We start from the raw sequence: 21,199 nt of genomic DNA, 5'->3' as shown, positions 1-21,199 counted from the left end.
TTCGCTCGCAGACAGGACGCCACCCCGCGATAGGCTCGCGGGGTGGCGTCCTTCTCGTTCGGCTCCGGCAATGCGGCCAAGCTGCTCCGGATCCCGCTGTACCTCGTGGGGCGCATCGGCACTCTCGTCATACCCCGAGGGACGCGCTGGGTGTTCGGCTGCGGCGCGGGCATCGGCGACGGCGCGCTCGCCCTGCAGCGACTCGCAGCTTCGCAGGGGCACGACACCCTGTGGTTGACCTCGTCCGAGCGAGAGGAGCGCGACGCTGCGGCCCTCGGCATCCGCACCGTTCCGAAGTCGGGCCTCCGCGGGTGGTGGGCCACCGCGCGAGCGGGAGTCATCGTGGTCACGCACGGGCTCGGCGATGCGAACCGCTACGCGAACTCCGGCGCTTTCATCGTGCAGCTGTGGCACGGCATCCCGCTCAAGCGCATCGGCCTGGACTCCCCGGCGACGACGCAGGTTCCCGCGGTCCCCGGGGCACCGCTGCTGCGCACGCTCGTGGCGTTCCTGTACCGACGCGCCGCGCAGCGGATCCGAGTGCTCCCCGCCGCGTCGCATCGGTCGCGCGGGCGGCTGGAATCGGCTTTCGGTCTCGGCGACGATCGGGTCGTCGTCACGGGCGAGCCTCGTGTCGACGTGCTGTCGGCGGGAGAGCCTGCCGAGCGGCGCGCGGCGGCATCCGCTCTTCTGCAGCGCACGGTCGGTGACCTGTCCGGCGCCCGCACCGTGCTGTACGCGCCGACCTGGCGCGACGGCGCCCCGGACCCCGCGGTGCCCAGCCCGGACCAGTGGGCACGCATCGTCCGTGCACTCGAGGAGCGCGATGCCGTGCTGCTCGTGCGGTCGCACCCGCTGGGAGAGGGGCACTACAGCCCGCCGACGCCCACCGCCCGGGTGCGGATGCTCGGCGCGAGCCTGCTCCCGGACGTCACGCCTGCACTGCCGGCCGTCGACGTGCTCGTCACCGACTACTCCTCTCTCGCCTACGACGTCGGACTGCTCGGGATGCCGGTGATCCACCTCGCACCGGACGCCGAGGAGTACGCCGAGACGAGAGGGTTCTACGGTCGCTTCGAAGACGTCGCCGGTGACGATGCGGCTCAGGACTGGGAGGGCGTGATCGCGCAGCTGGCCTCGCTGCTCGACGACGAGAGCGCCTTCCGGGCGAGGTCGGAGCGTTCCGATACGCTCAGCGCGGAGATGCATGCGTTCCGCGACGGCGGCAACACCCGACGCGTGTACGACAGGATCCGTGCGCGGGGAGTCCCTGCGCCGAAGGGAGCAGCATGACCACCGCCCTGATCGACGAGGCGGCGGAGACCCTGGTGGTCGCGGGGACCGGGGAGCGTCCGACCAGCGCGTCCCTCGTCGGACCCCGCGCACGGGTCGACGGCCGCATCACCGGCGGCGGCAAGACCTGGAAGGCGACCTTCCCGCTCCGTGCGTCCCGCTGGGGCGGAGCCGAGCTCCCGCTGCCGACCGGCGAGTACCGCATCCGCATCCCCGGTGTCGAGCTCGACGACCTCTCCGTCGCTCCCCGCCTCCTGCCGGGTCTGCGCATCGCCGTCGAGAAGGCGACCGCCCGGGTGGCCGCGCCGATCGACCCCGTCTACGAGACCGCCGAGGGGCAGTCCACGCTCGAGGGGCGCTACGTCACGCACTCCGGAGCGACCGAGAACGCGGTGTTCTTCGAGAGCTTCTACGGCCGCAGCGTCGGCTGCAACCCGCGGGCCATCGATCGCGCGCTCGCCGCGCAGGCCCCGTCTGTGACGCGTTACTGGAGCGTCGTCGATCTGTCGGTGGCGGTGCCCGAGGGGGCGATCGCCGTCGTCGAGGGGAGCCCGGAGTGGTGGCGCGCCCGAGCCGCGGCGAGGCTGCTCGTCGTGAACGACTGGCTGCGACGCCGATTCGCGCGCAAACCAGGCCAGCGGGTGCTGCAGACCTGGCACGGCACGCCCCTCAAGCGGCTCGCGCTGCATCGGCCGGGATTCGATCCGCGGCGCATGGCGGCGGTCGTCAAGGAGTCGCGTCGCTGGGACGTGCTGCTCGCGCAGAACACGTACGCCGAGCGCGTCCTGCGCAAGGCATATGCGTTCTTCGGGCGTCCGATCTGGGTCGAGGGGTATCCCCGCAACGACGCGCTCGTCACGGGCGACCCCGCCGCCATCCGATCCGCGCTCGGCATCGGCGAGCAGGAGCGCGTGCTGCTCTACGCCCCCACGTGGCGCGACGACCGCGCCGAGATGGTCGACTTCGTCGACCCCGAGCTGCTCGCGCAGCAGACCGACTCCGTCGTGCTCGTGCGCGGCCATTCGCGCACGATCGACACGGATCGCGACCGTGCCGGGGCCCGCGTGATCGACGTCACCGGCTACCCGGAGACCTCGCAGCTGCTCCTCGCCGCGGACGCGCTCATCACCGACTACTCCTCGGTGATGTTCGACTACAGCGTCACGGGCAAGCCCCTCTTCTTCCTCGTGCCCGACCTCGACCACTACCGCGGTCAACTGCGCGGCTTCTACTTCGATCTCGAGGCGCGTGCCCCCGGTCCGCTGGTCCGCACGCAGGAGGAACTCGTGGCAGCGCTCGCCGACGAGGGGGTCCGAGCCGCCTACGCGTCGCGCTATGCGGCGTGGCAGGCGCAGTTCAACAGTCGGGACGACGGTCGCGCCGCAGAGCGCGTCGTCGCCCGCATCCTCGATCAGGGCTTCGTCACCCGCTGACCCCGGTCGCGGACGCGTCCGTCAGGGGAGAGGCGTGTTCCTGGTGCCCAGTCGCGAGGCGTCGACGGTGTCGCGCGCACCGCGCAGCACACCGCCGAGGAACCCGATGCCCCAGGAGAGGTGCATGGTCGGCATCACGATCGCCGTCCACATCCGCTGACGCGGCCCGCCACCGCCCGGCAGCGCCGCGACCGCGAGCACGAGCAACACGTAGACGAGCAGCGGCAGGTACAGCAGTGCGGAGAGCACCCACGAGAGCACTTGGCCGACGACGCCCGTCAGCTGCAGCACGGCGAGGACGACGGCCGCGGCGACGATCGCGACGAGCGCCGGCGGGGCGAAGAAGCGGATGCCGTTGCGGCGCCCGAACCGGCGGACGAGCTCGCCCCGCCAGGCGCCGGTCGCACGGAACTGCCGTGCGAGGCGGATCCAGCTCTCCCGGGGCCAGTAGGTCACCGACAGCCGGGGGTCGAACCACACGAGGTGACCGGCCTGGCGGATGCGGAGGTTGAGCTCCCAGTCCTCGCCGCGACGGATGGACTCGTCGAAGAGGCCGACCTCTTCGACGACCGCCCGACGCATCACGCCGAGATAGGCGGACTCTGCCTCTCCCTCCTGCGTCCCGCCGTGGTAGGCGCCGCCGCCGAGACCCACGGGGGAGTTGTAGAGCCGGGCGACGGCTTTCTGGAAGGGTGTGCGGCCGTCGGCGCGCATGACGCCGCCGACGTTGGCGGCACCGGTGCGCTCGAGGGTGGCGAGAGCGCGCGCGGCGTACCCGGGCGACAGCTCGGAGTGCGCGTCGACCCGGATGATGGTGTCGTAGCGGCTGGCGCGGATCGCTGCGTTGAGGCCGACCGGGATGTGGGCTTCGGGGTTGTCGACGAGGCGGATCCGGTCGTCTGCGGCGGCGAGGCGCTGAGCGAGCTCCGTCGTCCCGTCGCTCGACGGGCCCAGGGCGAGCACGAGCTCGGCCGGTACCGACAGCTCCTGCGAGAGCACCGAGCCGACGGCGTGCTCGAGATAGTCGCGTTCGTTCAGCACGGGCATGACGAACGACACCCCTGCCCCTGTGGCGTCGTCGTCTCTGTCTGGCACACCATGATCATGGCACGAGCGCTCGACCGTTCCCTGATGCGTCGCCGTCCGGGACCTCGGCACGTCAGGGCGGGCCGACGCCACTCGGTATCCTGGAGGGATGGGTGCACTCTCCGATGCGAAGAAGGCCTACCGACTGCTGAAGCGCGCGCTGGCCTCCCGGAAGGCCGTGCAGAGGGTTCGTCGCCGGCTCGCCGAGCGCGATCCGCACCCGGCCGGCCACTATCAGGTGGCCGTGTACTTCGCCGACGGCGACGTGAACATGTACCAGATGCGCCAGTGGTATCGGCCGCTCCTCGAGCTCTCGAAGCGCTGGCCCGTCGTGGTGCTCTCCCGGGCGGCGACCGGCGCCGACAGACTCCTCGACGAGGACGGCCCGCCCGTGGCCTTCGTGCCGACCGTCAGGGATCTGGAGCGCTTCGTCTCGACGCAGGACATCCGCGTCGTCCTCTACGTCAACCAGAACACCCGCAACTTTCAGATGTTCCGGTACGGCCGCCGGTGGCACGTGTTCATCAACCACGGCGAGTCCGACAAGATGTACATGACCACGAACCAGTACAAGGCGTACGACTATGCGCTGGTCGCCGGTCAAGCGGCCCGCGACAGGCTCGCGCGAACGCTCTGGGACTACGACATCGACCGCCGGACCATCGAGATCGGGCGTCCGCAGGCCGACCACTACTCGGGAGCCCTGCCCTACACCGCCGACGACCGGACGGTCGTGCTCTACGCCCCGACCTGGGAGGGCGACCGCCCGAGTGCCCACTACGGCTCCATCGCCTCGCACGGCGAGGCGCTCGCCGCGGCGGTGCTGGCGTCGGGCAAGCACCGTCTGATCTATCGTCCGCACCCGCGCAGCGGTGTCGTCGACCCGGAGTACGGTGCCGCGCATCGTCGGATCCTCGCGGCGATCTCCGCCGCGAACAGTGCCGATCCCGGTGCGCAGCACGTCTACGACGACGGTCCTGAACTCGGGTGGCAGCTCGCGGCGGCCGACGTCGCCGTGGTCGACATCTCGGCGATGGTCTACGACCGCCTGGCGGTGGGCAAGCCCCTGATGATCACGCGACCCGTCGACGAGCGCGCGGAGGTCGACACGAGCGGCTACCTCTCGGACTGCGAATGGCTCGATGCGGACGCCGCGGCCGACATCCTCGCCCACGTCGAGAGGGTCCGTGCCGACGAGGCGGCGACCGCTCGTCTGCGCATGTGGGTGCAGCACTACTTCGGCGACACGACACCGGGTGTCGCGACCGCGAAGTTCCACGCGGCGATCGAGCGGCTCATGACGGAGTGGGACGAGTGGCAGGCACGCGAGATCGGCGCCGTGCGCGGTGACGAGGACGACGATGACGACGAGGCGGACGAGGAGATCTGATGATGGATCTGCAGCGCACCCGCGAGGTCTCGTCCCGAGTCGAAGAGCTCGAGGAAGTCGGGTCGACCAATGCGGCGCTGCGGGTGCTATCGGCGGATGCCGACGGCTGGCCGCACTTGTCCATGCTCCTCACCGCGAATCAGACCGCGGGACGCGGCCGTCTCGACCGCACCTGGTCCGCCCCCGCCGGATCGGCGCTCGCTGTGTCCGTCGTGCTGTGTCGTCTCCCCGACGACCCGGAGGCGCGCGGCTGGATCCCGCTCGCGGCGGGTGTGGCGATGACGGATGCTGTCGCCGCGCAGCTCCCAGACCGCACCGTCGCGGTGAAGTGGCCGAACGACGTGCTCGTCGACGGGCGCAAGATCTGCGGCATCCTCGCCGAGGCGACCGGTGACGCCGTGATCGTCGGAAGCGGCGTGAACACCGCGATGACGGAGGCCGAGCTGCCGGTTCCCACGGCGACGTCCTTCGCCGTGCTGGGAGCGACCGTCGACGTCGACCGTCTGCTCGCGACCTACCTCGAGCGGCTGTCGGCATCGATCGAGGCGCTCGCGGAATCCGGCGACGCGGTGTCGAGCGGTCTGCATGCCGCCGCCGTCGAGCGGTGCGTGACGCTCGGTCTCGACGTGCGCGTGTCGCTGCCGGGGGACCGGTTCCTCGAGGGCAGGGCCGAGACCATCGACGAGGACGGACGCCTGGTCGTGCGCGCGGGCCAGGAGACGCATGCGGTGTCGGCGGGAGACGTCGTGCACGTCCGCCCGGCCCAGCCCTGACACGCGGAGTCACGGGAGAGCGGGTTTGTCCGTGATGGCGGGCACAATGGAGGGGTGACCCAGCCCGTGACCCTCGGCGGTCGGCCGACGATGCCGCCTCCCGGCGTGCCGTCGGAGGAACTGCTCATCGCCCGCTTCCGCGGTCACGCGCGTCGGCTGACGTGGTCGGCTCTCGTGCTCATCGTGGTCTTCGGCGGCACGGGATACTTCTTCGACAACCTCCCCGAGCCGTTCGAGAACTGGATGCTGCTGAGCGCCGCGGGCGCCCTGATCCTCCTGCTCGTCGTGGTGCCGTGGATCGTGTGGTGGTCTCGCACCGTCACCGTGACGACCCGGCGCGTGATCGTGCATCACGGCGTCGGCGCGCGGAACAGGCAGGAGATGTCGCACGCCAGGGGATACACGATCGGTGTCCGACGCGGCGCCCTGCAGAGGCTGTGGGGAGCGGGGACGATCACTCTCTCGAACGGCGTCGATGCACCGCTCCGCCTCGCGAACGTGCCGAACGTGAGGCTGGTGCACGAGACCCTTGCCGACCAGATCGAGGTCAGCCAGATCCTGGCGCACCGCGACGCGCAGTCCGTGCAGGACGGGACGCCGACCTTCTGAGCGGCTGCCCCGTACTCGTGTGAACGAGCCTCGCGCGGATGCGGAAGAATGGTCCCGACGAATGGAGGCGGCACATGGCGCTGCGCGTGGGCGTGATCGGTGGAGGCCAGCTGGCCAGGATGATGATCGCTCCGGCGGTCGAACTCGGGCTCGATCTGCGGGTGTTTGCGGAGAGCGAGGGCATGTCGGCCCAGCTCGCGGCCACAGCCGTCGGGGACTACCGCGACCTCGACACGGTCAGGGCGTTCGTGAAGGACGTCGACGTCGTCACATTCGACCATGAGCACGTGCCGCAGGAGGTCCTCCGGGCGCTCGTCGCCGAAGGGGTCGAGGTGCATCCGGGACCGGATGCCCTGCAGTTCGCGCAGGACAAGCTCGTGATGCGCGCGCGGCTCGCCGAACTGGGCGTTCCCCAGCCCGACTGGGCGCCGGTGCGCGACGCCTCCGAGCTCCAGGCCTTCCTCGACGCGCACGACGGTCGGGGAGTGGTCAAGACTCCTCGCGGCGGCTATGACGGCAAGGGCGTACGCGTGGTGCGTGCGGCGGGCGAGGCGCAGGACTGGTTTGAGGCGCTCGCCGACGGCGAGGCGTTGCTCGTGGAGGAGCTCGTCGGTTTCGTCCGCGAACTCGCTCAGCAGGTGGCGAGGCGTCCGAGCGGCGATGTGGTCGCGTATCCCGTCGTCGAGACCGTGCAACGCGACGGCGTGTGCGCCGAGGTCATCGCCCCGGCGCCGGCCGCCGCCGAGCGCCTCGTGCAGGTGGCCGAGGGCATCGGGCGACAGATCGCCGAAGGTCTGGGCGTCACCGGCATGCTCGCGGTCGAGCTCTTCGAGACCGACGACGAGCGGATCCTCGTGAACGAGCTCGCCATGCGCCCCCACAACAGCGGCCATTGGAGCCAGGACGGAGCGGTGACGGGCCAGTTCGAGCAGCACCTCCGTGCCGTCGCCGACCTGCCGCTCGGCGACCCGACTCCCCGGTCGCCGTGGTCGGTCATGATCAACATCCTCGGCGGCCCCCAGGAGGGCACGATCGGGGAGCGTTTCGCCAGCGCCATGGTCGAGCACCCGTCTGCGAAGATCCACACCTACGGCAAGGATCCGCGTCCCGGCCGCAAGGTGGGCCACGTGAACGTCTCGGGCGACGATCTCGACGACGTCGTGTACGTCGCCAGGGCGGCGGCAGCGCACTTCGAGTGAGAGCTGCAGCGGCTCGACGTTCCTCGCGTGCCGTTCGGGGGATCTCACAGCCGCAGACCGTAGCCTGAGTGGGTGACTGAGCCACTGCACTCCTCTGCCGCTCCGCTGGTCGGCGTCGTCATGGGTTCCGACTCGGACTGGCGCGTGATGAGCGACGCATCCCAGGCGCTCAGCGACTTCGGGATCCCGCACGAGGTCGAGGTCGTCTCGGCTCATCGCACCCCCGACAAGCTCATGCAGTACGCCCGCGAGGCGCGCGGCCGCGGCATCCGGGTGATCATCGCCGGCGCCGGCGGCGCGGCTCATCTGCCTGGCATGCTCGCCTCGATGACCGCGCTGCCCGTCATCGGCGTCCCTGTCCCGCTCGCCTACCTCGACGGCATGGACTCGCTGCTGTCGATCGTGCAGATGCCCGCCGGCATCCCCGTGGCCACGGTCTCGATCGGCGGGGCGAAGAACGCCGGACTCCTCGCGGTGCGGATCCTCGGCTCGTCCGACGACGATCTCGCCGATCGCGTCGAGGCATATGCACTCGACCTCGAAGCGCAGGTCGAGGAGAAGAACGAGCGGCTGAAGGGCTCGCTGTGACCCTCGCGCCGCCGCGTGGTGCGGCGCGACCCCTGATCGAGACGCGCCCGATGCGGAATCCGGATACCGCGGATGCCGGCATGATGACCAAGCGCGGGTGGTGGGTCGTTCTCCTGAACGTTCTCATCCCCGGTTCTGCGCAGGTGGTCGCCGGGAACAGGAAGCTCGGGCGCTTCGGTCTGGGAGCGACGCTGCTGTCGTGGCTCCTCGTGGTCGTCGCGGTGGGGTTGGCGCTGTTCGCCCGCCCGGTCTTCCTCTGGCTCACGGTCGGTGGCGGATGGATCTCCGCCGCGGTTCTCACGATCGTCCAGGTGCTGCTCATCGCGTACATCGTGCTGTGGATCGTGCTGACGTTCGACGCGCTGCGCGTCGTGAGGCTGGTGCGAATTCCGGGACCATCGAAGTTCGCGATCCCGCTCGTCGCCCTCCTGATCCTCGGGCTCGTCGGGGGTTCGACCGCCTACGCATCGACCATCGTGGGCTCGGCGCGGAACACCATCTCGACGATCTTCGGTCAGAGCGGGCCGAGCCTGCCGCCGAGCGACGGGTACTACAACATCCTCCTCCTCGGAGCGGACAGCGGCGACGGCCGCGATTCGATGCGGTTCGACAGCATCTCCGTGGTCTCGGTGAACGCCGATACCGGGGCGGTCACGATCACGGGTATCCCGCGCGAGCTGCCGAACGCGCCGTTCAGCGAGGGCAGCCCGATGCAGGCGCTCTACCCGAACGGCTTCGAGGGGCACAGCTCGAACTCCTGCGGCTGGAACGGGTGGATGAACCACGTTCGCAACGCCGCGGAGATCTGCCGCGAAGACGGCGGCAAGAGCCTGTACCCGGATGCGGCTGCTCACGGCTCCGATCCCGGTATCGAGGCGACGAAGGATGCCGCGGAAGGTGTGCTCGGCATCGAGATCCCGTACTACGTGTTCGTCGACATGCACGGCTTCGCCGCCCTCGTCGACGCGCTCGGCGGTGTGGACATCAATGTCACGGAGCGACTGCCGAAGGGCGGACCGCCCGATGGCGTGGACCCGCATGACGTCGATGCGTGGGCGATCGGCTGGATCGAGCCGGGGCAGCAGCACATGGACGGCGATACCGCGCAGTGGTACGCGCGTTCGCGGTACACGACCAGCGACTGGGATCGGATGAAGCGTCAGCGTGAGCTGCAGGAGGCGATCCTCGCGCAGTTCACCCCGCAGACGGTGCTGACCCGGTTCAACGAGGTCGCGGCGGCGGGGACGGCGCTCATCAGCACCGACCTCCCTCAGGACAAACTGCCGGAGTTCTTCGACCTGATGACGAAGGCGAAGGAGCAGACGGTCACCACCATCGAGCTCACTCCGGACAACGGCATCGACGAGCACTCGCCCGATTACGCCTACATCCACGAGCTCATCCAGCAGACGCTGCACCCGCCGACACCCACTCCGACGCCTGCTCCCTGAGTCCGGCTCCTGAGGCGATCGGTCGGGAATCAGCACCGGGCGCACGAACAAGCCCCGGCCACCGGGCGCCTGAGTAATCGTGATGGCGGCCGTGCGCACGAGTACGCTCACGGCCGCCGGGCGCACGAGGTGCCCCACGGCCACCGTGCGCATGAGGTGAGCCCCACGGCCAGCGGGCGCACGAATAAGCCCACGGCCACCTCCCGGAAGTGAGAGGGGCGGCCGTGGGCCTTTCCGGTTCAGGACCGGATTCGCCAGGCGACGGTGATCGGAGGGGGAGGGATCACCGTCGCCCAGTCGATTCCCGCAGGGCGGGAATCTGATCTCGGCACGCGCGCGTCAAGGTGCGCGCGTACGTGAGCGATCAGGCGCGCTTGCGGCGAACGATCCCGGTGGCGACGAGGGCGCCTCCACCGATGAGCGCAGCGGCACCTGCACCGAGCAGCCACGGCGACACGCTGCCACCGGTGAGGGCCAGCTCGAGTCCGTCGCCCGTGAGAGCCAGCTCTGTGCCGGCGGCAGCCGGGTCGTGGTGGCAGCTCGAGCCGACGACGGCTCCGCCGGACACCGTGACACGAGCCGTGTAGGACGATGCGCCCTGGGCCGTGGCCCCGGCGGCACCCTGCGACCGGTCGAAGGTGATCGCGTACGTGCCTTCGCCACCAGCGGGCGGACGGAACGACACGACCAGGCTGCCGTCGGCAGCGGCGGTGTTCCCCGACACGGCCGCGTCAGCGGCGTTCGCGCCAGAGACCGATACACCGAGAACCTCGGACGGCTGGTAGTAGCCGGCGGCGAACTCGATGGTGGACGCGCCGCAGGAGTTGATGACCGGGTCATCGACCGAGACGCGCGGCGTGTCCGCGTACGAATCGGAAGCGGTCGGCACGACCGTCGCGGCGGAGGCGACAGCGGGTGCCATGAGCACCAGTGCGCCAGCGGTCAGGCTGATGGCAGCCAGTTTCTTCAGCATGATTCTCCCCAGAAATTCACGCGGAATCGCATCCGGACACACCCCTGCATCCGATTGCGTGGGTTCCTCCTGTCCCCACGACAGGATTGGTGAACCCAGTTATTCCCCAGTGGACAAGAGACTACATCACGGTCTGACGGAAGTCACGATCCGCAGACAAGTTCTTCACGAGACATTTCGGGATTCCGGATCATCGGTGTGTGCTCGACGTCGGTCAGGCGGTTTCCCGCGCCCGTGCCCTGGAAGTCCACGGTGATGGTGGCCGACTCGCCGGGGGCGAGGAGCACCTCGTGCTGGACGATCGAGCGCGTTCCGAGCAGCGCTGTCTGGACGTTGTCCGCGCCGCCGCCCTCCTGCTCGACGCGCGACGGCGTCGCGCCCTCCGGGCCGTACACCGCGATCAAGGTGCGGACGGAACCGGGTTCGACGCCGAACGCTCCGGCGCCCGTCACGTAGGAAGGCAGAGACGTCGCGGCATCCGCGGGTGCGTCGTTCGTCCACGTCACCCGGACCCGCGTGGTCGGGTGGCCCTCGCACGTGCCGAGGGACGTCGTGATGACGGCATCCGTGTAGTAGTCCATCTTGGCGCCGGTGGTGTCGTTGAAGAGCACTCCGACGTGACTGGTCGCGTCGTCGCGGGGGAGCGCGCCGCCGAGGGCGGTCCCGGCCAGCAGTTCCTCCTCGTCCTCGTGAGCGCTCCAGATGCGGATGCGATCCTGGTCGGCCGATGTCGCGAGAGCGGCGACCAGAGCCTTCGGATCGGTCCCGGAGAGTGCGGCCCCGAACAGCGCCCCTGCGGCCTGCGCGAAGACCTGGTCCTGCGCCGCCGGATCGGGAACGGCGGTGTAGATCCCGGAGAGGAGCAGACTCACGACGTCGTCCTCCGTCACCGTGAACGGCCCGAAGGCAAGAGGTCCCGTCGCTGCGAGCAGGTTCTCGGTCATCACGGCATCCACAGCGATCACTCCGTCGACCGGCGTGCCGAAGCGCTGCTGCCAGCGGGCGGCGACGAGCGGGCCTGCCTCCGTGAAGTCGGGGATGTTGGTGATGTTCTGCAGGTAGCGACCGGGGCGGTCCTCGAACAGCGCGACCGACGACTCGCTGAGGGGGAGCGACTCGGTCAGGGCGGGGAAGTCCATCGTCGACGCCTGCTGCAGCAGCGAGATCTGCCCGTTCTCCGCGTGCAGGAGAGCGATCGCCCCGATGATGCCGCCCGACGAGCGCAGTTCCGCATTGTTCTGCATCGCGATCACGTAGTTCCTCGGGCCCTCCGCGCCGAGCATGCTGGGCAGCAGCGCTGCCGCGCCGTGCAGCGAACCCACGACCGTCGCCGCCTGCGTGACGGCCGAGCGCATCTCGCCGACCGCATCGGCCAGAGGAGGGAGCGTCGCATCCGCGTCGATGGCGAGCGCGCGCTCCTCGGCGGCGCTCAGCGTGGCGGCGGCGTCGGCCAGGGGTGGCTCGATCGTGGCGAAGGGCGTGAGGTCGATCCGCCCCCCGGAGAACCCGAGGCTCGCGAGGTCGAGCCTGCCTGCGACATCGAGGACGGGGACGAGGGCGTCCGACGCGACCTCGTCTGCGATCTCGGCGACGTCGCTGACGGCCGAGAAGTTCGGGCCGATCCAGGGCAGCACGCCGAACGCGTGCCACACGGGGTCGGAGGTGAGTCCGTGAGCGGACTCCGCGTGATGGGCGATGCGGTCGGAGAGCCTGGTCGCCTTCTCGAGATCGCCCTCTCCGATCGCCGCCTTCAGCTGAGACGACGACGTCGACACCCGCTGCAGGTCGCTGACCGCACCGATGCCGCGTATCGTCACCCACCCGATCGCGAGCACGAGAAGGGTCAGGATCACGCCGACGGTCCACCGCAACCATCGGCGACGTACCGGCAGGCGTCCGTCACTCACCCCTGCATTCAAGCATGCGCTGCATATCACCGTCGCTCCGCGCCGCCTCCGAGATTCGGCGGGCCCGGAGATTACGCTGGTCACATGGGTGCTCGGTTGCGTGTCGTTCTGGATCAACTGGTGCACGTCGTCGATCAGGACCAGGCCTGGGCGGCGCTCGACCTGACACGTGCTCTCGTCGACACGGCGCCGTCAGGATGCGACGTCGAAGCGATCGTCCCCGCTCAGGGCGAGGTCACGGTGCCGGGGCTGTCCGGCGTGCACCGGCTGTCGCTCGCGCGGCGGGAGCTCGCGGCATCCTGGCAGATGGGGATCGCGCCAGGGATCGGGGGCGGCCTCATCCATTCCGCGTCGCTGATGGCGCCGCTCGTGCGGCATGACCGGGTGCACGACAACGATCAGACGACCGTCACGCTGTGGGACCTGAGGGCATGGGATGCCCCGGAGACACTGGCGAAATCCGCGGTCTCCTGGAATCGCGCGATGCTCAAGCGCGCCGCCAAGCACGCGGACGCCGTCGTCGTGCCCACGCACACGATCGGGGCGCGGCTCGCGGAGATCGCGAAGCTGGGGGAGAGGATCCGGGTCATCCCCGGAGCGGCGCCCACGGGATTCGTCGTCCCGCTCGACGCGGCGCAACGCCGTGCGACCCTGACCATCCCCGACCGCTACATCGTGGTCACCGGACGACCCGCGACCATCGAGGCGGGTTTCCGAGCGGCGCTCGCCGCCGGCGCGGATGCCGTGGTGCTCGATGCAGCAGAGGGCGCGGAGCCCAAACTGGCGGAGATCGCGGCCGCGTCAGGACTCCCCGAGTCGCGTGCCCGCATCCGCTCCGCCCTTTCCGCCGAGGATCGGGCCGCTGTTCTCGCCGGTGCCGCGGCCTTCGTCGCGACGGACGACGTCGCGGCGTGGCCGTGGCGCGCGGTCGAAGCCATGACGCTGGGTGTCCCGGTCGTCGCACTCGACACAGGAGTGCATCGTGATGTCGTCGCGGATGGCGGCGCTCTCGTCGCCGAGGACGACATCGAGGATGCGGTGGTGGACGCGACGGGATCCGGCGCGCGACGCCTCAGCGTGCTGGCCGCCGACCGCTCGCGCGCCTTCTCTTGGCATGGAGCAGGAGAACGCGTCTGGGGGCTGCACGCCGACCTGTAGAGCGCTGTGCGTCGCCTCGAAGTGCGCTGAACGAAGCCTGTGCGTTCAAAGACACGCCGATCGAAATCTGCGGATTTCTTGCAACAGTGGCATCATCACGTAACTTCCGTCACACTGGTCACATGTCTCGACGTGCCCCACGCTCTCGAAACACCATGAGGACGACCCGAATCCTCGCCACCTTCGCCGCAGTGACGGCTCTCGTGGTCGGTGTGCTTCTTCCCTCTGCCTCCGCTTCGGCGTTGACCGCGGGTACCGGAATCGTGCAGTCGCGCGACGTCAAGACGACGCTGGTCGGTTTCAACCCGGGCAACATGATCAGCGACGCGGTGTTCACGGCGAAGGACACCATGACGGAAGCGCAGATCCAGGCCTTCTTCAACAGCAAGGTCTCGCGCTGCCTCGGTGGGTCCGACCAGTACGGTCCGATCATCTGCCTCAAGGACTACTCGATCACCTCGGTGAATCGTCCGGCCGACCGCTACTGCGACGGCTACACCGGCGCGCCGAACGAGTCGGCGGCTCGCATCATCTATCGCGTCGCTCAGTCCTGCGGGATCAACCCGCAGGTGCTCATCGTCATGCTCCAGAAGGAGCAGAGCCTGGTGACGCACACCTGGCCGAGCGGCAACAGATACTCCGCGGCCCTGGGGCAGGGATGCCCGGACGGCGGTGTCGCCTGTGATCCGGCCTACGTCGGCTTCTTCCATCAGATCTACGGTGCGGCCCGTCAGATGCAGATCTACATGGAGGGTCGCTACTTCACGTACTACGCCCCGGGCAAGACGTGGAACATCCTCTGGCGCGACCCGGTGAAGGTCAACGGCGTCTACACGAACGTGTGCGGGAGTGCTCCCGTGTACGTGGCCAATAAAGCCACATCCGCGCTCTACTACTACACGCCGTATCAGCCGAATGCCGCCTCGCTCGCTGCGGGGTACGGTCTCGGCGACAGCTGCTCGTCCCACGGCAACCGCAACTTCTACAACTACTTCACGGACTGGTTCGGGTCCACTCAGGTCCCTTCGGTGCCCACGCTGAGCTCTGTCAACTCCTCTGCCTACGTCGTGGGTATCGATTCTGCGGGAACCATGTGGGGTTACCCGTTCGCAAAGGCCGGATGGGGCGAGCGTAAGCAGCTCGCAAGCGGCCTCGGAAACTCGACCGCTTCCATGTTGGTCGAGGACCTGTCGGGAACGGGCAGCCGCGACCTGCTGGTGCGCCAGGGATCGCGAGTCCTCGCCTTGAAGGGCACGGGAAGCGCCTACAGCGATGCCCGCGACCTTGGCATCGACTGGAGCGGAGTCGTTCTCTCGACCTCTGCCGGCGATATCGATGGAGACGGCATCCCGGATGTCATCACCACCGACGCCGCAGGAAACCTCATGCTCTGGCGGGGTGACGACCGGGGTGGGCTCCGTCCCGCAGTTCGAATCGGTTGGGGATGGTCGGGGTTCAACGTTCTCATCGGAAACGTCGATCTCAACGGCGACGGTAGGCCCGATCTCCTCGGACGAGACGGGAGCGGCCGCCTCTGGGCCTTTTACGGAAATGGCGCAAGCGGGTGGATCAGCCAGCTGCAGCTCGGTCAGGGCTGGGGCGGCATGACGTCCATCTTCAGTCCCGGTGACTTCGATGGAGACGGCGTCGACGATATCCTCGCGCGCACGGCGGCCGGGGATCTCTGGCTCTACCGGGGTAACGGTGCAGGCGCGCTCGGTGCCAGCGCGATGGTGGGAAACGGCTGGTACTCACTCTCTGCGCTCGGGGGCAGCAGCTCCGCGGTCGTGCAGTCCCGCTCCCTTCCTGCCGGCGCAGGGGACGTGGACAAGGACGGCGCCCCCGATGTCTTGGCACTGAGTGCGCAAGGAACACTTCACGCCTATCGAGGCAACGGCTCCGGGGGCTGGAAGGGCGTACAGCAGGTCGGGTCGGGTTGGGTCCAGGGCGACCGCATGATCAATCTCGGCGACTTCAACGGCGATGGGATGATGGACATCGGTCGCATCACCGCTGACGGCGCGTTCCTGATGTATCCGGGGGTCGCTTCCGGAGGCTATGGTGCGGGGGTGACCATCGGCAACGGGTGGCACACGATCGATCTCGTCGTCGGCGGTCTCGACTACGACGGGGACCGTCTCCCCGATGTCCTCGGTCGTGACTCAGCCGGTCAGCTCATGCTCTACCGAGGAGACGGGAAGGGCGGTTGGATCGGCACCGGCACTCCTATCGGCTACGGCTGGGGGAGCGTTGGTCTGGCGTTCAATGCGGGCGATTTCGACGGTGATGGAAAGGGCGACCTGATCGTCCGCGGTGCGGACTCCAGCCTGGTCCTCTACCCGACGAACGGTAACGGTGGCTGGGGCACGCCTCGAGCCATCGGCTATGGCTGGGGTTCATTCACGTCGGTAGTCGGAGTCGGAGACTTCGACAGGAACGGGGCTCCGGATGTCGTCGCGCGGACGGCTACCGGGGAGCTGTACCTGTATCGGGGCAACGGCGTGGGCGGCTGGGCGAGTTCCTCGATCATCGGAACCGGGTGGAACGGCCTCGTCGCGATCGGCTGATCAGCGGAAGGCGGGCTGTCTGCGGCGCTTCCTCAGCGACCCGTAGGATACTAAGTGCGTTGCGGCGACCGCCGCCGCTGCTGAATGAGTGGGCCAGTGACAGATACCCGAGATCTTTTCGCCGTCGTCCCGCGTTCCGACTTCGAAGTCCCCGGCAAGAGCCGTGGCCTGATCGATGTCGTGCGCTGGCGCTATCTGCTCTACCTGCTGGTGCAGACGGGCGTCACCACGCGGTACCGCAACTCGGTGCTCGGCTGGACCTGGTCGTACGTGCGACCGGGCGCGCAGTTCCTCGTCTTCTGGGTGGTTCTCGGGCTCTTCCTGAGCCTCAACCGCGACATTCAGAACTATCCGATCTACCTGTTCTCGGGCATCGTCGTCATCAACCTCTTCTCGGAGGCGTTCAAGAATGCGACGACCTCGATCGTCAACAATGCCCCGCTCGTCCGCAAGGTCTTCCTGCCGCGGCAGTTGTTCGCTGTTTCGGCCGTGTTCGTCGCCTTCATCCACTTCCTGCCTCAGCTCGCACTGCTGCTGATCGTCTGCCTCTTCCTCGGCTGGATCCCCGGCGTCACGCTCCTCGGCATCGGAGCAGCGATCGCGGGGATGCTCATCGTCGCCGTCTTCGCGCTGGGGCTCGGCTTGTTCTTCGGTGCCATCAACGTCCGCTTCCGCGACGCCGAGAACATCGTCGAGCTCCTTCTCCTTCTCGCGACGTGGGCGTCGCCGGTGCTGTACGCCTGGACCATGGTGCAGGACGCGATCGGCAAGCTCGGCTGGCCGGACTGGGTCATGGAACTGTACTTGCTGAACCCCATCACGCAGGGTGTCGAGCTCTTCCACTACGCATTCTGGCGTCCGGTGACGCAGGTCACGATGGAGCTGCCGCCGAACCTCGGCTGGAACACGCTCTGGGCGGCGCTGATCGCCATCGGCACGCTCTTGCTGGGCCAGTTCGTCTTCCGACGCCTCGAGGGAAGGTTTGCGCAAGACCTATGAGCACCGCCACGACCACGCGCCCGAGTATCATCATCGACGGCGTCCGCAAGAAGTTCACCCTGAACCACGCGCTGTCCCTCAAGGACACCGTGGTGGCGTGGATCCGCCGTCGTAAGACGAGCAGTACCTTCGAGGCGCTCAAGGGGCTCGACCTCGTGATCAACGAGGGGGAGTCAGTCGCGATCCTCGGCTTCAACGGATCGGGCAAGTCGACCCTCCTCAAGCTCATCTCGGGCGTCATGGAGCCGGACGACGGCCAGGTGCTCACGCGCGGCCGGGTCGCCGGGCTCATCGAGGTCGGCGCAGGCTTTCACCCTGAGCTCTCCGGACGCGAGAACGTCTTCCTCAATGCGGCGATCCTCGGCATGCAGCGCAAAGAGGTGGAAGAGCGCTACGACGAGATCGTCGCCTTCAGCGAGATCGAGCAGTTCATCGACCAGGAGGTCAAGCACTACTCCTCGGGCATGTTCATGCGCCTCGCGTTCTCGGTGGCCATCCACGTCGAGCTGGACGTGCTCCTGGTCGACGAGATCCTCTCGGTGGGCGATGCGCCGTTCCGGGAGAAGTGCCGTCTGAAGTTCCAGGAGCTCATCGCGCAGAAGAAGACGCTTGTCGTCGTCAGCCACGACATGGAGATGGTGCGCGAGCTGTGCACCCGAGGTGTGGTGATCAACAAGGGCGAGGTCATCTACGACGGTGAGGTCGAGGGCGCCATCGCCCTGGTGGACGAATGATCCTCGACTGGGTGGCGCAGAGCGGCCTCTTCGCGCTCGCAGTCGTCGTGCTTTTCGCGCCGGGCCTCCTGCTCGGCGCGCTGGCGCGACTGCGGGGTCTCGCGCTATGGGCTCTCGCACCCGCGATCTCCGTCGGCGCGCTCGCACTGATCGCGGTGGTGCTGCCGCTGCTCTCGGTGCGATGGAACCACCTGAGCGCAGCGCTCGGCATCCTCGTGCTCGCCGCGCCGACGTGGCTCCTCGGACGGCTCGCCCGCCCTGCCGGACCGCCGCAACGACGGCTGCGCTCGAGGCCCACCGCGCGATTGCTCATCGCCGCCGGACTCATCGTCGGCGGCGGTCTCAACGCCGCGCGCCTCATGACCTACATCGGGCTGCCGGGGGCGATCTCGCAGACGAACGACGCCGTGTTCCATCTGAATGCGCTCCGTTGGATCGCCGAGACCGGATCTGCGTCGTCGCTCGATGTGTCCGGCCTCATCGGTGCTTCGTCGTTCTACCCGGCCGCCTGGCATGCAGTGGCTTCGCTCGTAGCGGTCGACGTCGAGGTGATCCCTGTCGCCGTGAACATGGTGGCGCTCGTGATCGCCGCGGTCGTGTGGCCGCTGGGCATCGCATTCCTGACCCGGGTGGTCGTACGTGACAGCGCACGGATCGTCGCTCTGGCTGCGGCCCTGTCGGCGGGGCTTCTGGCGTTCCCACAGCTCATGTTCGAGTGGGGTGTTCTCTATCCCTATGCGCTGTCGCTCGCTGTCCTTCCGGCCGTCGTCGCAGCGACCGTGACGGTGTGCCGGACGTGGATCGGCGAGAACGGCCGCCGTCGTCTCGCCGCCAGTGCGGCACCTGTCGCCATCGTCGTGCTGGGCCTGAGCGCGGTCGCGCTCTCGCAGCCGTCGAGCATCCTCGTATGGGGTCTGCTGGTGATGCTCTGGGGCACGGGCGCCACGGCCCTCGGTGTAGCCGGACGCCCCCGGCCCTCCATCATCGTGCTGCTGATCGCGGGGTGGCTCGCGTTGGCGCTGTTGTGGGCCGCGCTCGCCTACCTCGCTGGGGCCGTCCTGTGGCGGTCCTACCGGGGTGTGCCCGGTGCCGCCCTCGATGTGCTGCTGAACAGCCACTCCCTCCTGCCCGCTGCGCCGCTGCTCAGCGCACTGATGGTGGTCGGTCTCGTCATCGCGGTCCGCGATCGCCGTCTCATGTGGCTCGTGGCATCCTGGGTCATCGTGTCCATGCTGTACGTCGTGGCCGTGGGCACCGATCTCCCGGTGATCAAGCGAGCACTGACCGGCCCCTGGTACGGAGACTCCTTCCGGCTCGCGTCGGTCGTTCCGATCGTCGTGATCCCGCTCGCGGTGATCGGTGTCGACGGCCTGATCCGATGGCTGGCGGCGCGTCGCTGGCGGCTGACCTCCGGGCGTGGCTGCGGACTGACCGCGGTCGCCGTCGCGGTAACCGCCGTCCTCGGCACGATCTCCGTCGCCATCGAGCCGGTCGTCCTGCTCCGCGTCGGGGCGGAGACCGACAAGCAGTCGCGCTACGCCATCGACGGAAGCAGCTACCTGTCACGCGACGAGTACGGCCTCCTGGTCAAACTGCCCGATCTCCTGCCCGAGGATGCTGTGCTCATCGCGAACCCATCGACCGGCGCCGCGTTCGCTTACGTACTGGGGGACCGCGACATCATTCCGCGGACGTGGTCGCCTCCGCAGTCACAGGCCTGGGATGTGATCGCTCTCGGCCTCCGCGACGCGGGGGAGGAGGCCGAGGTGTGCGACGCTCTCGCCGCCTACGGAGCCCCTGAGTACGTGCTGGACTTCGGAATCGGCGGAACGCGTCCCGGCGAGTACATCATGCCCGGTATGACCGATTTCGATGGTCGTCCCGGTTTCGAGGAGGTCGCACGAGAGGGAGACGCGAGTCTCTGGCGCATCACCGCCTGCGCCTGAAGGGTCGATCGCCTCAGGCGCTCGGGGCGTCGGGAGAGCGCTCCGGTGCCTCCGTCGCGTCCGCGGGCTCCGAGTCGGTCGCCTGCAGCAGGGCCAGCTTCCGCGCGAGGAGGGTGAGCCGCTGCTGCTGTGCAGCGTTCCGGCGCGACTGCGTGTACACGAAAGCCAGGAACATCAGGATCAGCGCGTACAGAAGCAGGTCGGTCCCTCGACCGACTCCGATCAGGTTAGCCACCCAGGTCAGCCACTGGGGGAAGAGGATCGACAGCACCGCCGCGAGCACGAAGACGCCGAACAGCAGCCTCCGGATGGCGAGGTGGCTGTCGGCGCCCGTGCGACGCATGAAGAACGCGCCGATCGCGACGACGCCGACGATGAGCAGGATCTGGATCCACATGGTGGTCACCGGACGACCAGGTCGACGAGGATGTTGACGGAGTTGAGCACCGATTGGCCCTTCGATTTCGAATAGTCGGTGTAGAGGAGCTCGACCGGATGCTCGATCCAGGGGAGTCCGGTGTGTCCGAGCTGGAGCACGATCTCGGTCGCGTGCGCCATCCGATCCTGCTTGAGCTGGATCTGCGCGGCGGCGTCCCTCCGGATCACGCGCAGCCCGTTGTGCGCGTCGGTGAGCTTGATGCTCGTCGTGAGGTTCGTGACCCATACGGCCGTCTTCAGGATGACCCGCTTGATCCAGCCCGGTTTGGTGCGGTCGTCGAGGAAGCGAGAGCCGAAGACGATCGCGGCACCCGCCTCACGGGCTGCCGCGACCATGTCTCGCGCATCCTCGACCCGGTGCTGGCCATCGGCGTCGAAAGTCACGATGTACTCGCACTCCGGACGTGACACCGCGTAGTCGAGGCCGGTCTGCAGTGCAGCCCCCTGGCCGAGGTTGATCGGGTGCTCGATCACGATCGCGCCGGCTTGACGCGCCTCCTCGGCCGAGCCGTCGGTGGAGCCGTCGTCGATGCACACCACGTGCGGGAAGAAGGGGAGGAGCCCTCGGATCACGCCGCCGATCACCGTGGCTTCGTTGTACAGCGGGACGACGATCCAGGTGTGGGGATCGGGGATGCTGGGGCTTGTCACGCCT

18 protein-coding genes are annotated in these 21,199 nt (G+C 68.6%); 13 read left to right on the top strand and 5 right to left on the bottom strand.

Translation table 11 applies throughout. The features are described 5' to 3' along the window. Positions 1-42: 42 nt before the first annotated feature. Together MRBLWO14_RS02910 and MRBLWO14_RS02905 are read left to right on the top strand one after the other, a co-directional pair. Positions 43-1,293 carry a CDP-glycerol glycerophosphotransferase family protein gene (locus tag MRBLWO14_RS02910; RefSeq protein ID WP_341934974.1) on the top strand — a complete coding sequence of 417 codons (1,251 nt, stop codon included), beginning with the start codon at positions 43-45 and terminating at the stop codon, positions 1,291-1,293. Then, a complete protein-coding gene (locus MRBLWO14_RS02905) occupies positions 1,290-2,726 on the top strand; it encodes a CDP-glycerol glycerophosphotransferase family protein (RefSeq protein WP_341934973.1) in 1,437 nt (478 codons plus the stop codon). Before MRBLWO14_RS02910 ends, MRBLWO14_RS02905 begins: the two co-directional genes overlap by 4 nt. Positions 2,727-2,747: 21 nt before the next feature. On the opposite strand, the gene MRBLWO14_RS02900 is transcribed toward MRBLWO14_RS02905, so the two are convergent. Then, complete coding sequence (locus MRBLWO14_RS02900) at positions 2,748-3,773, bottom strand: glycosyltransferase (RefSeq protein ID WP_341936147.1); 1,026 nt, start codon at positions 3,771-3,773, stop codon at positions 2,748-2,750. 148 nt (positions 3,774-3,921) lie between these two features. Between MRBLWO14_RS02900 and MRBLWO14_RS02895 the strand changes: the two genes are divergently transcribed. The 6 genes from MRBLWO14_RS02895 to MRBLWO14_RS02870 all read left to right on the top strand — a co-directional run bounded on the left by MRBLWO14_RS02895 (position 3,922) and on the right by MRBLWO14_RS02870 (position 9,822). Then, positions 3,922-5,202, top strand: a complete 1,281-nt coding sequence (locus MRBLWO14_RS02895) for a CDP-glycerol glycerophosphotransferase family protein (protein ID WP_341934972.1) — start codon at positions 3,922-3,924, stop codon at positions 5,200-5,202. Further along, positions 5,202-5,975, top strand: a complete 774-nt coding sequence (locus tag MRBLWO14_RS02890) for a biotin--[acetyl-CoA-carboxylase] ligase (protein WP_341934971.1) — start codon at positions 5,202-5,204, stop codon at positions 5,973-5,975. The genes MRBLWO14_RS02895 and MRBLWO14_RS02890 overlap by 1 nt, the downstream gene beginning before the upstream one ends. Before the next feature lie 54 nt (positions 5,976-6,029). Further along, the gene (locus tag MRBLWO14_RS02885; RefSeq protein ID WP_341934970.1) at positions 6,030-6,584 is read left to right on the top strand and encodes a PH domain-containing protein; all 555 of its coding nucleotides are present in this window, start codon (positions 6,030-6,032) and stop codon (positions 6,582-6,584) included. Between the two features lie 74 nt (positions 6,585-6,658). Next, positions 6,659-7,783 (top strand): 5-(carboxyamino)imidazole ribonucleotide synthase, encoded by a 1,125-nt coding sequence (locus MRBLWO14_RS02880; protein ID WP_341934969.1) that lies wholly within the window; start codon positions 6,659-6,661, stop codon positions 7,781-7,783. A 120-nt stretch (positions 7,784-7,903) separates the two neighbouring features. Next, entirely contained in the window at positions 7,904-8,371 is a 468-nt protein-coding gene (gene purE, locus MRBLWO14_RS02875) for a 5-(carboxyamino)imidazole ribonucleotide mutase (protein ID WP_251586432.1), read from the top strand. A 50-nt stretch (positions 8,372-8,421) separates the two neighbouring features. After that, complete coding sequence (locus MRBLWO14_RS02870; protein ID WP_341934968.1) at positions 8,422-9,822, top strand: LCP family protein; 1,401 nt, start codon at positions 8,422-8,424, stop codon at positions 9,820-9,822. Between the two features lie 364 nt (positions 9,823-10,186). On the opposite strand, the gene MRBLWO14_RS02865 is transcribed toward MRBLWO14_RS02870, so the two are convergent. Both MRBLWO14_RS02865 and MRBLWO14_RS02860 read right to left on the bottom strand, forming a co-directional pair. Further along, entirely contained in the window at positions 10,187-10,795 is a 609-nt protein-coding gene (locus MRBLWO14_RS02865) for a hypothetical protein (protein ID WP_341934967.1), read from the bottom strand. 143 nt (positions 10,796-10,938) lie between these two features. Next, positions 10,939-12,702 (bottom strand): DUF4012 domain-containing protein, encoded by a 1,764-nt coding sequence (locus MRBLWO14_RS02860; protein WP_341934966.1) that lies wholly within the window; start codon positions 12,700-12,702, stop codon positions 10,939-10,941. 84 nt (positions 12,703-12,786) lie between these two features. On the opposite strand from MRBLWO14_RS02860, the gene MRBLWO14_RS02855 reads away from it, so the two are divergent. From MRBLWO14_RS02855 to MRBLWO14_RS02835, 5 genes are all read left to right on the top strand, one after another. Next, complete coding sequence (locus MRBLWO14_RS02855; RefSeq protein WP_341934965.1) at positions 12,787-13,860, top strand: glycosyltransferase; 1,074 nt, start codon at positions 12,787-12,789, stop codon at positions 13,858-13,860. Then, complete coding sequence (locus tag MRBLWO14_RS02850) at positions 13,812-16,427, top strand: VCBS repeat-containing protein (RefSeq protein WP_341934964.1); 2,616 nt, start codon at positions 13,812-13,814, stop codon at positions 16,425-16,427. The genes MRBLWO14_RS02855 and MRBLWO14_RS02850 overlap by 49 nt, the downstream gene beginning before the upstream one ends. A 168-nt stretch (positions 16,428-16,595) precedes the next feature. After that, positions 16,596-17,426 carry an ABC transporter permease gene (locus MRBLWO14_RS02845; RefSeq protein ID WP_341936146.1) on the top strand — a complete coding sequence of 277 codons (831 nt, stop codon included), beginning with the start codon at positions 16,596-16,598 and terminating at the stop codon, positions 17,424-17,426. Continuing rightward, positions 17,423-18,160: an ABC transporter ATP-binding protein gene (locus tag MRBLWO14_RS02840; protein ID WP_341934963.1), complete on the top strand. Its 738-nt coding sequence runs from the start codon at positions 17,423-17,425 to the stop codon at positions 18,158-18,160. The genes MRBLWO14_RS02845 and MRBLWO14_RS02840 overlap by 4 nt, the downstream gene beginning before the upstream one ends. Next, positions 18,157-20,106, top strand: coding sequence for a DUF6541 family protein (locus MRBLWO14_RS02835; protein WP_341934962.1), 1,950 nt, complete (start codon positions 18,157-18,159; stop codon positions 20,104-20,106). Before MRBLWO14_RS02840 ends, MRBLWO14_RS02835 begins: the two co-directional genes overlap by 4 nt. Before the next feature lie 13 nt (positions 20,107-20,119). Here the strand turns inward: MRBLWO14_RS02835 and MRBLWO14_RS02830 are convergent, their stop codons facing one another. Further along, the gene (locus tag MRBLWO14_RS02830) at positions 20,120-20,503 is read right to left on the bottom strand and encodes a DUF2304 domain-containing protein (RefSeq protein ID WP_341936145.1); all 384 of its coding nucleotides are present in this window, start codon (positions 20,501-20,503) and stop codon (positions 20,120-20,122) included. Positions 20,504-20,508: 5 nt separating this feature from the next. Then, the gene (locus MRBLWO14_RS02825) at positions 20,509-21,195 is read right to left on the bottom strand and encodes a glycosyltransferase family 2 protein (protein WP_341934961.1); all 687 of its coding nucleotides are present in this window, start codon (positions 21,193-21,195) and stop codon (positions 20,509-20,511) included. Between the last annotated feature and the right edge of the window lie 4 nt (positions 21,196-21,199).

The organism is Microbacterium sp. LWO14-1.2, assembly GCF_038397715.1.
In the GTDB taxonomy this organism is placed as follows: domain Bacteria; phylum Actinomycetota; class Actinomycetes; order Actinomycetales; family Microbacteriaceae; genus Microbacterium.
This window is presented reverse-complemented; position numbering and strand designations above follow the sequence as displayed.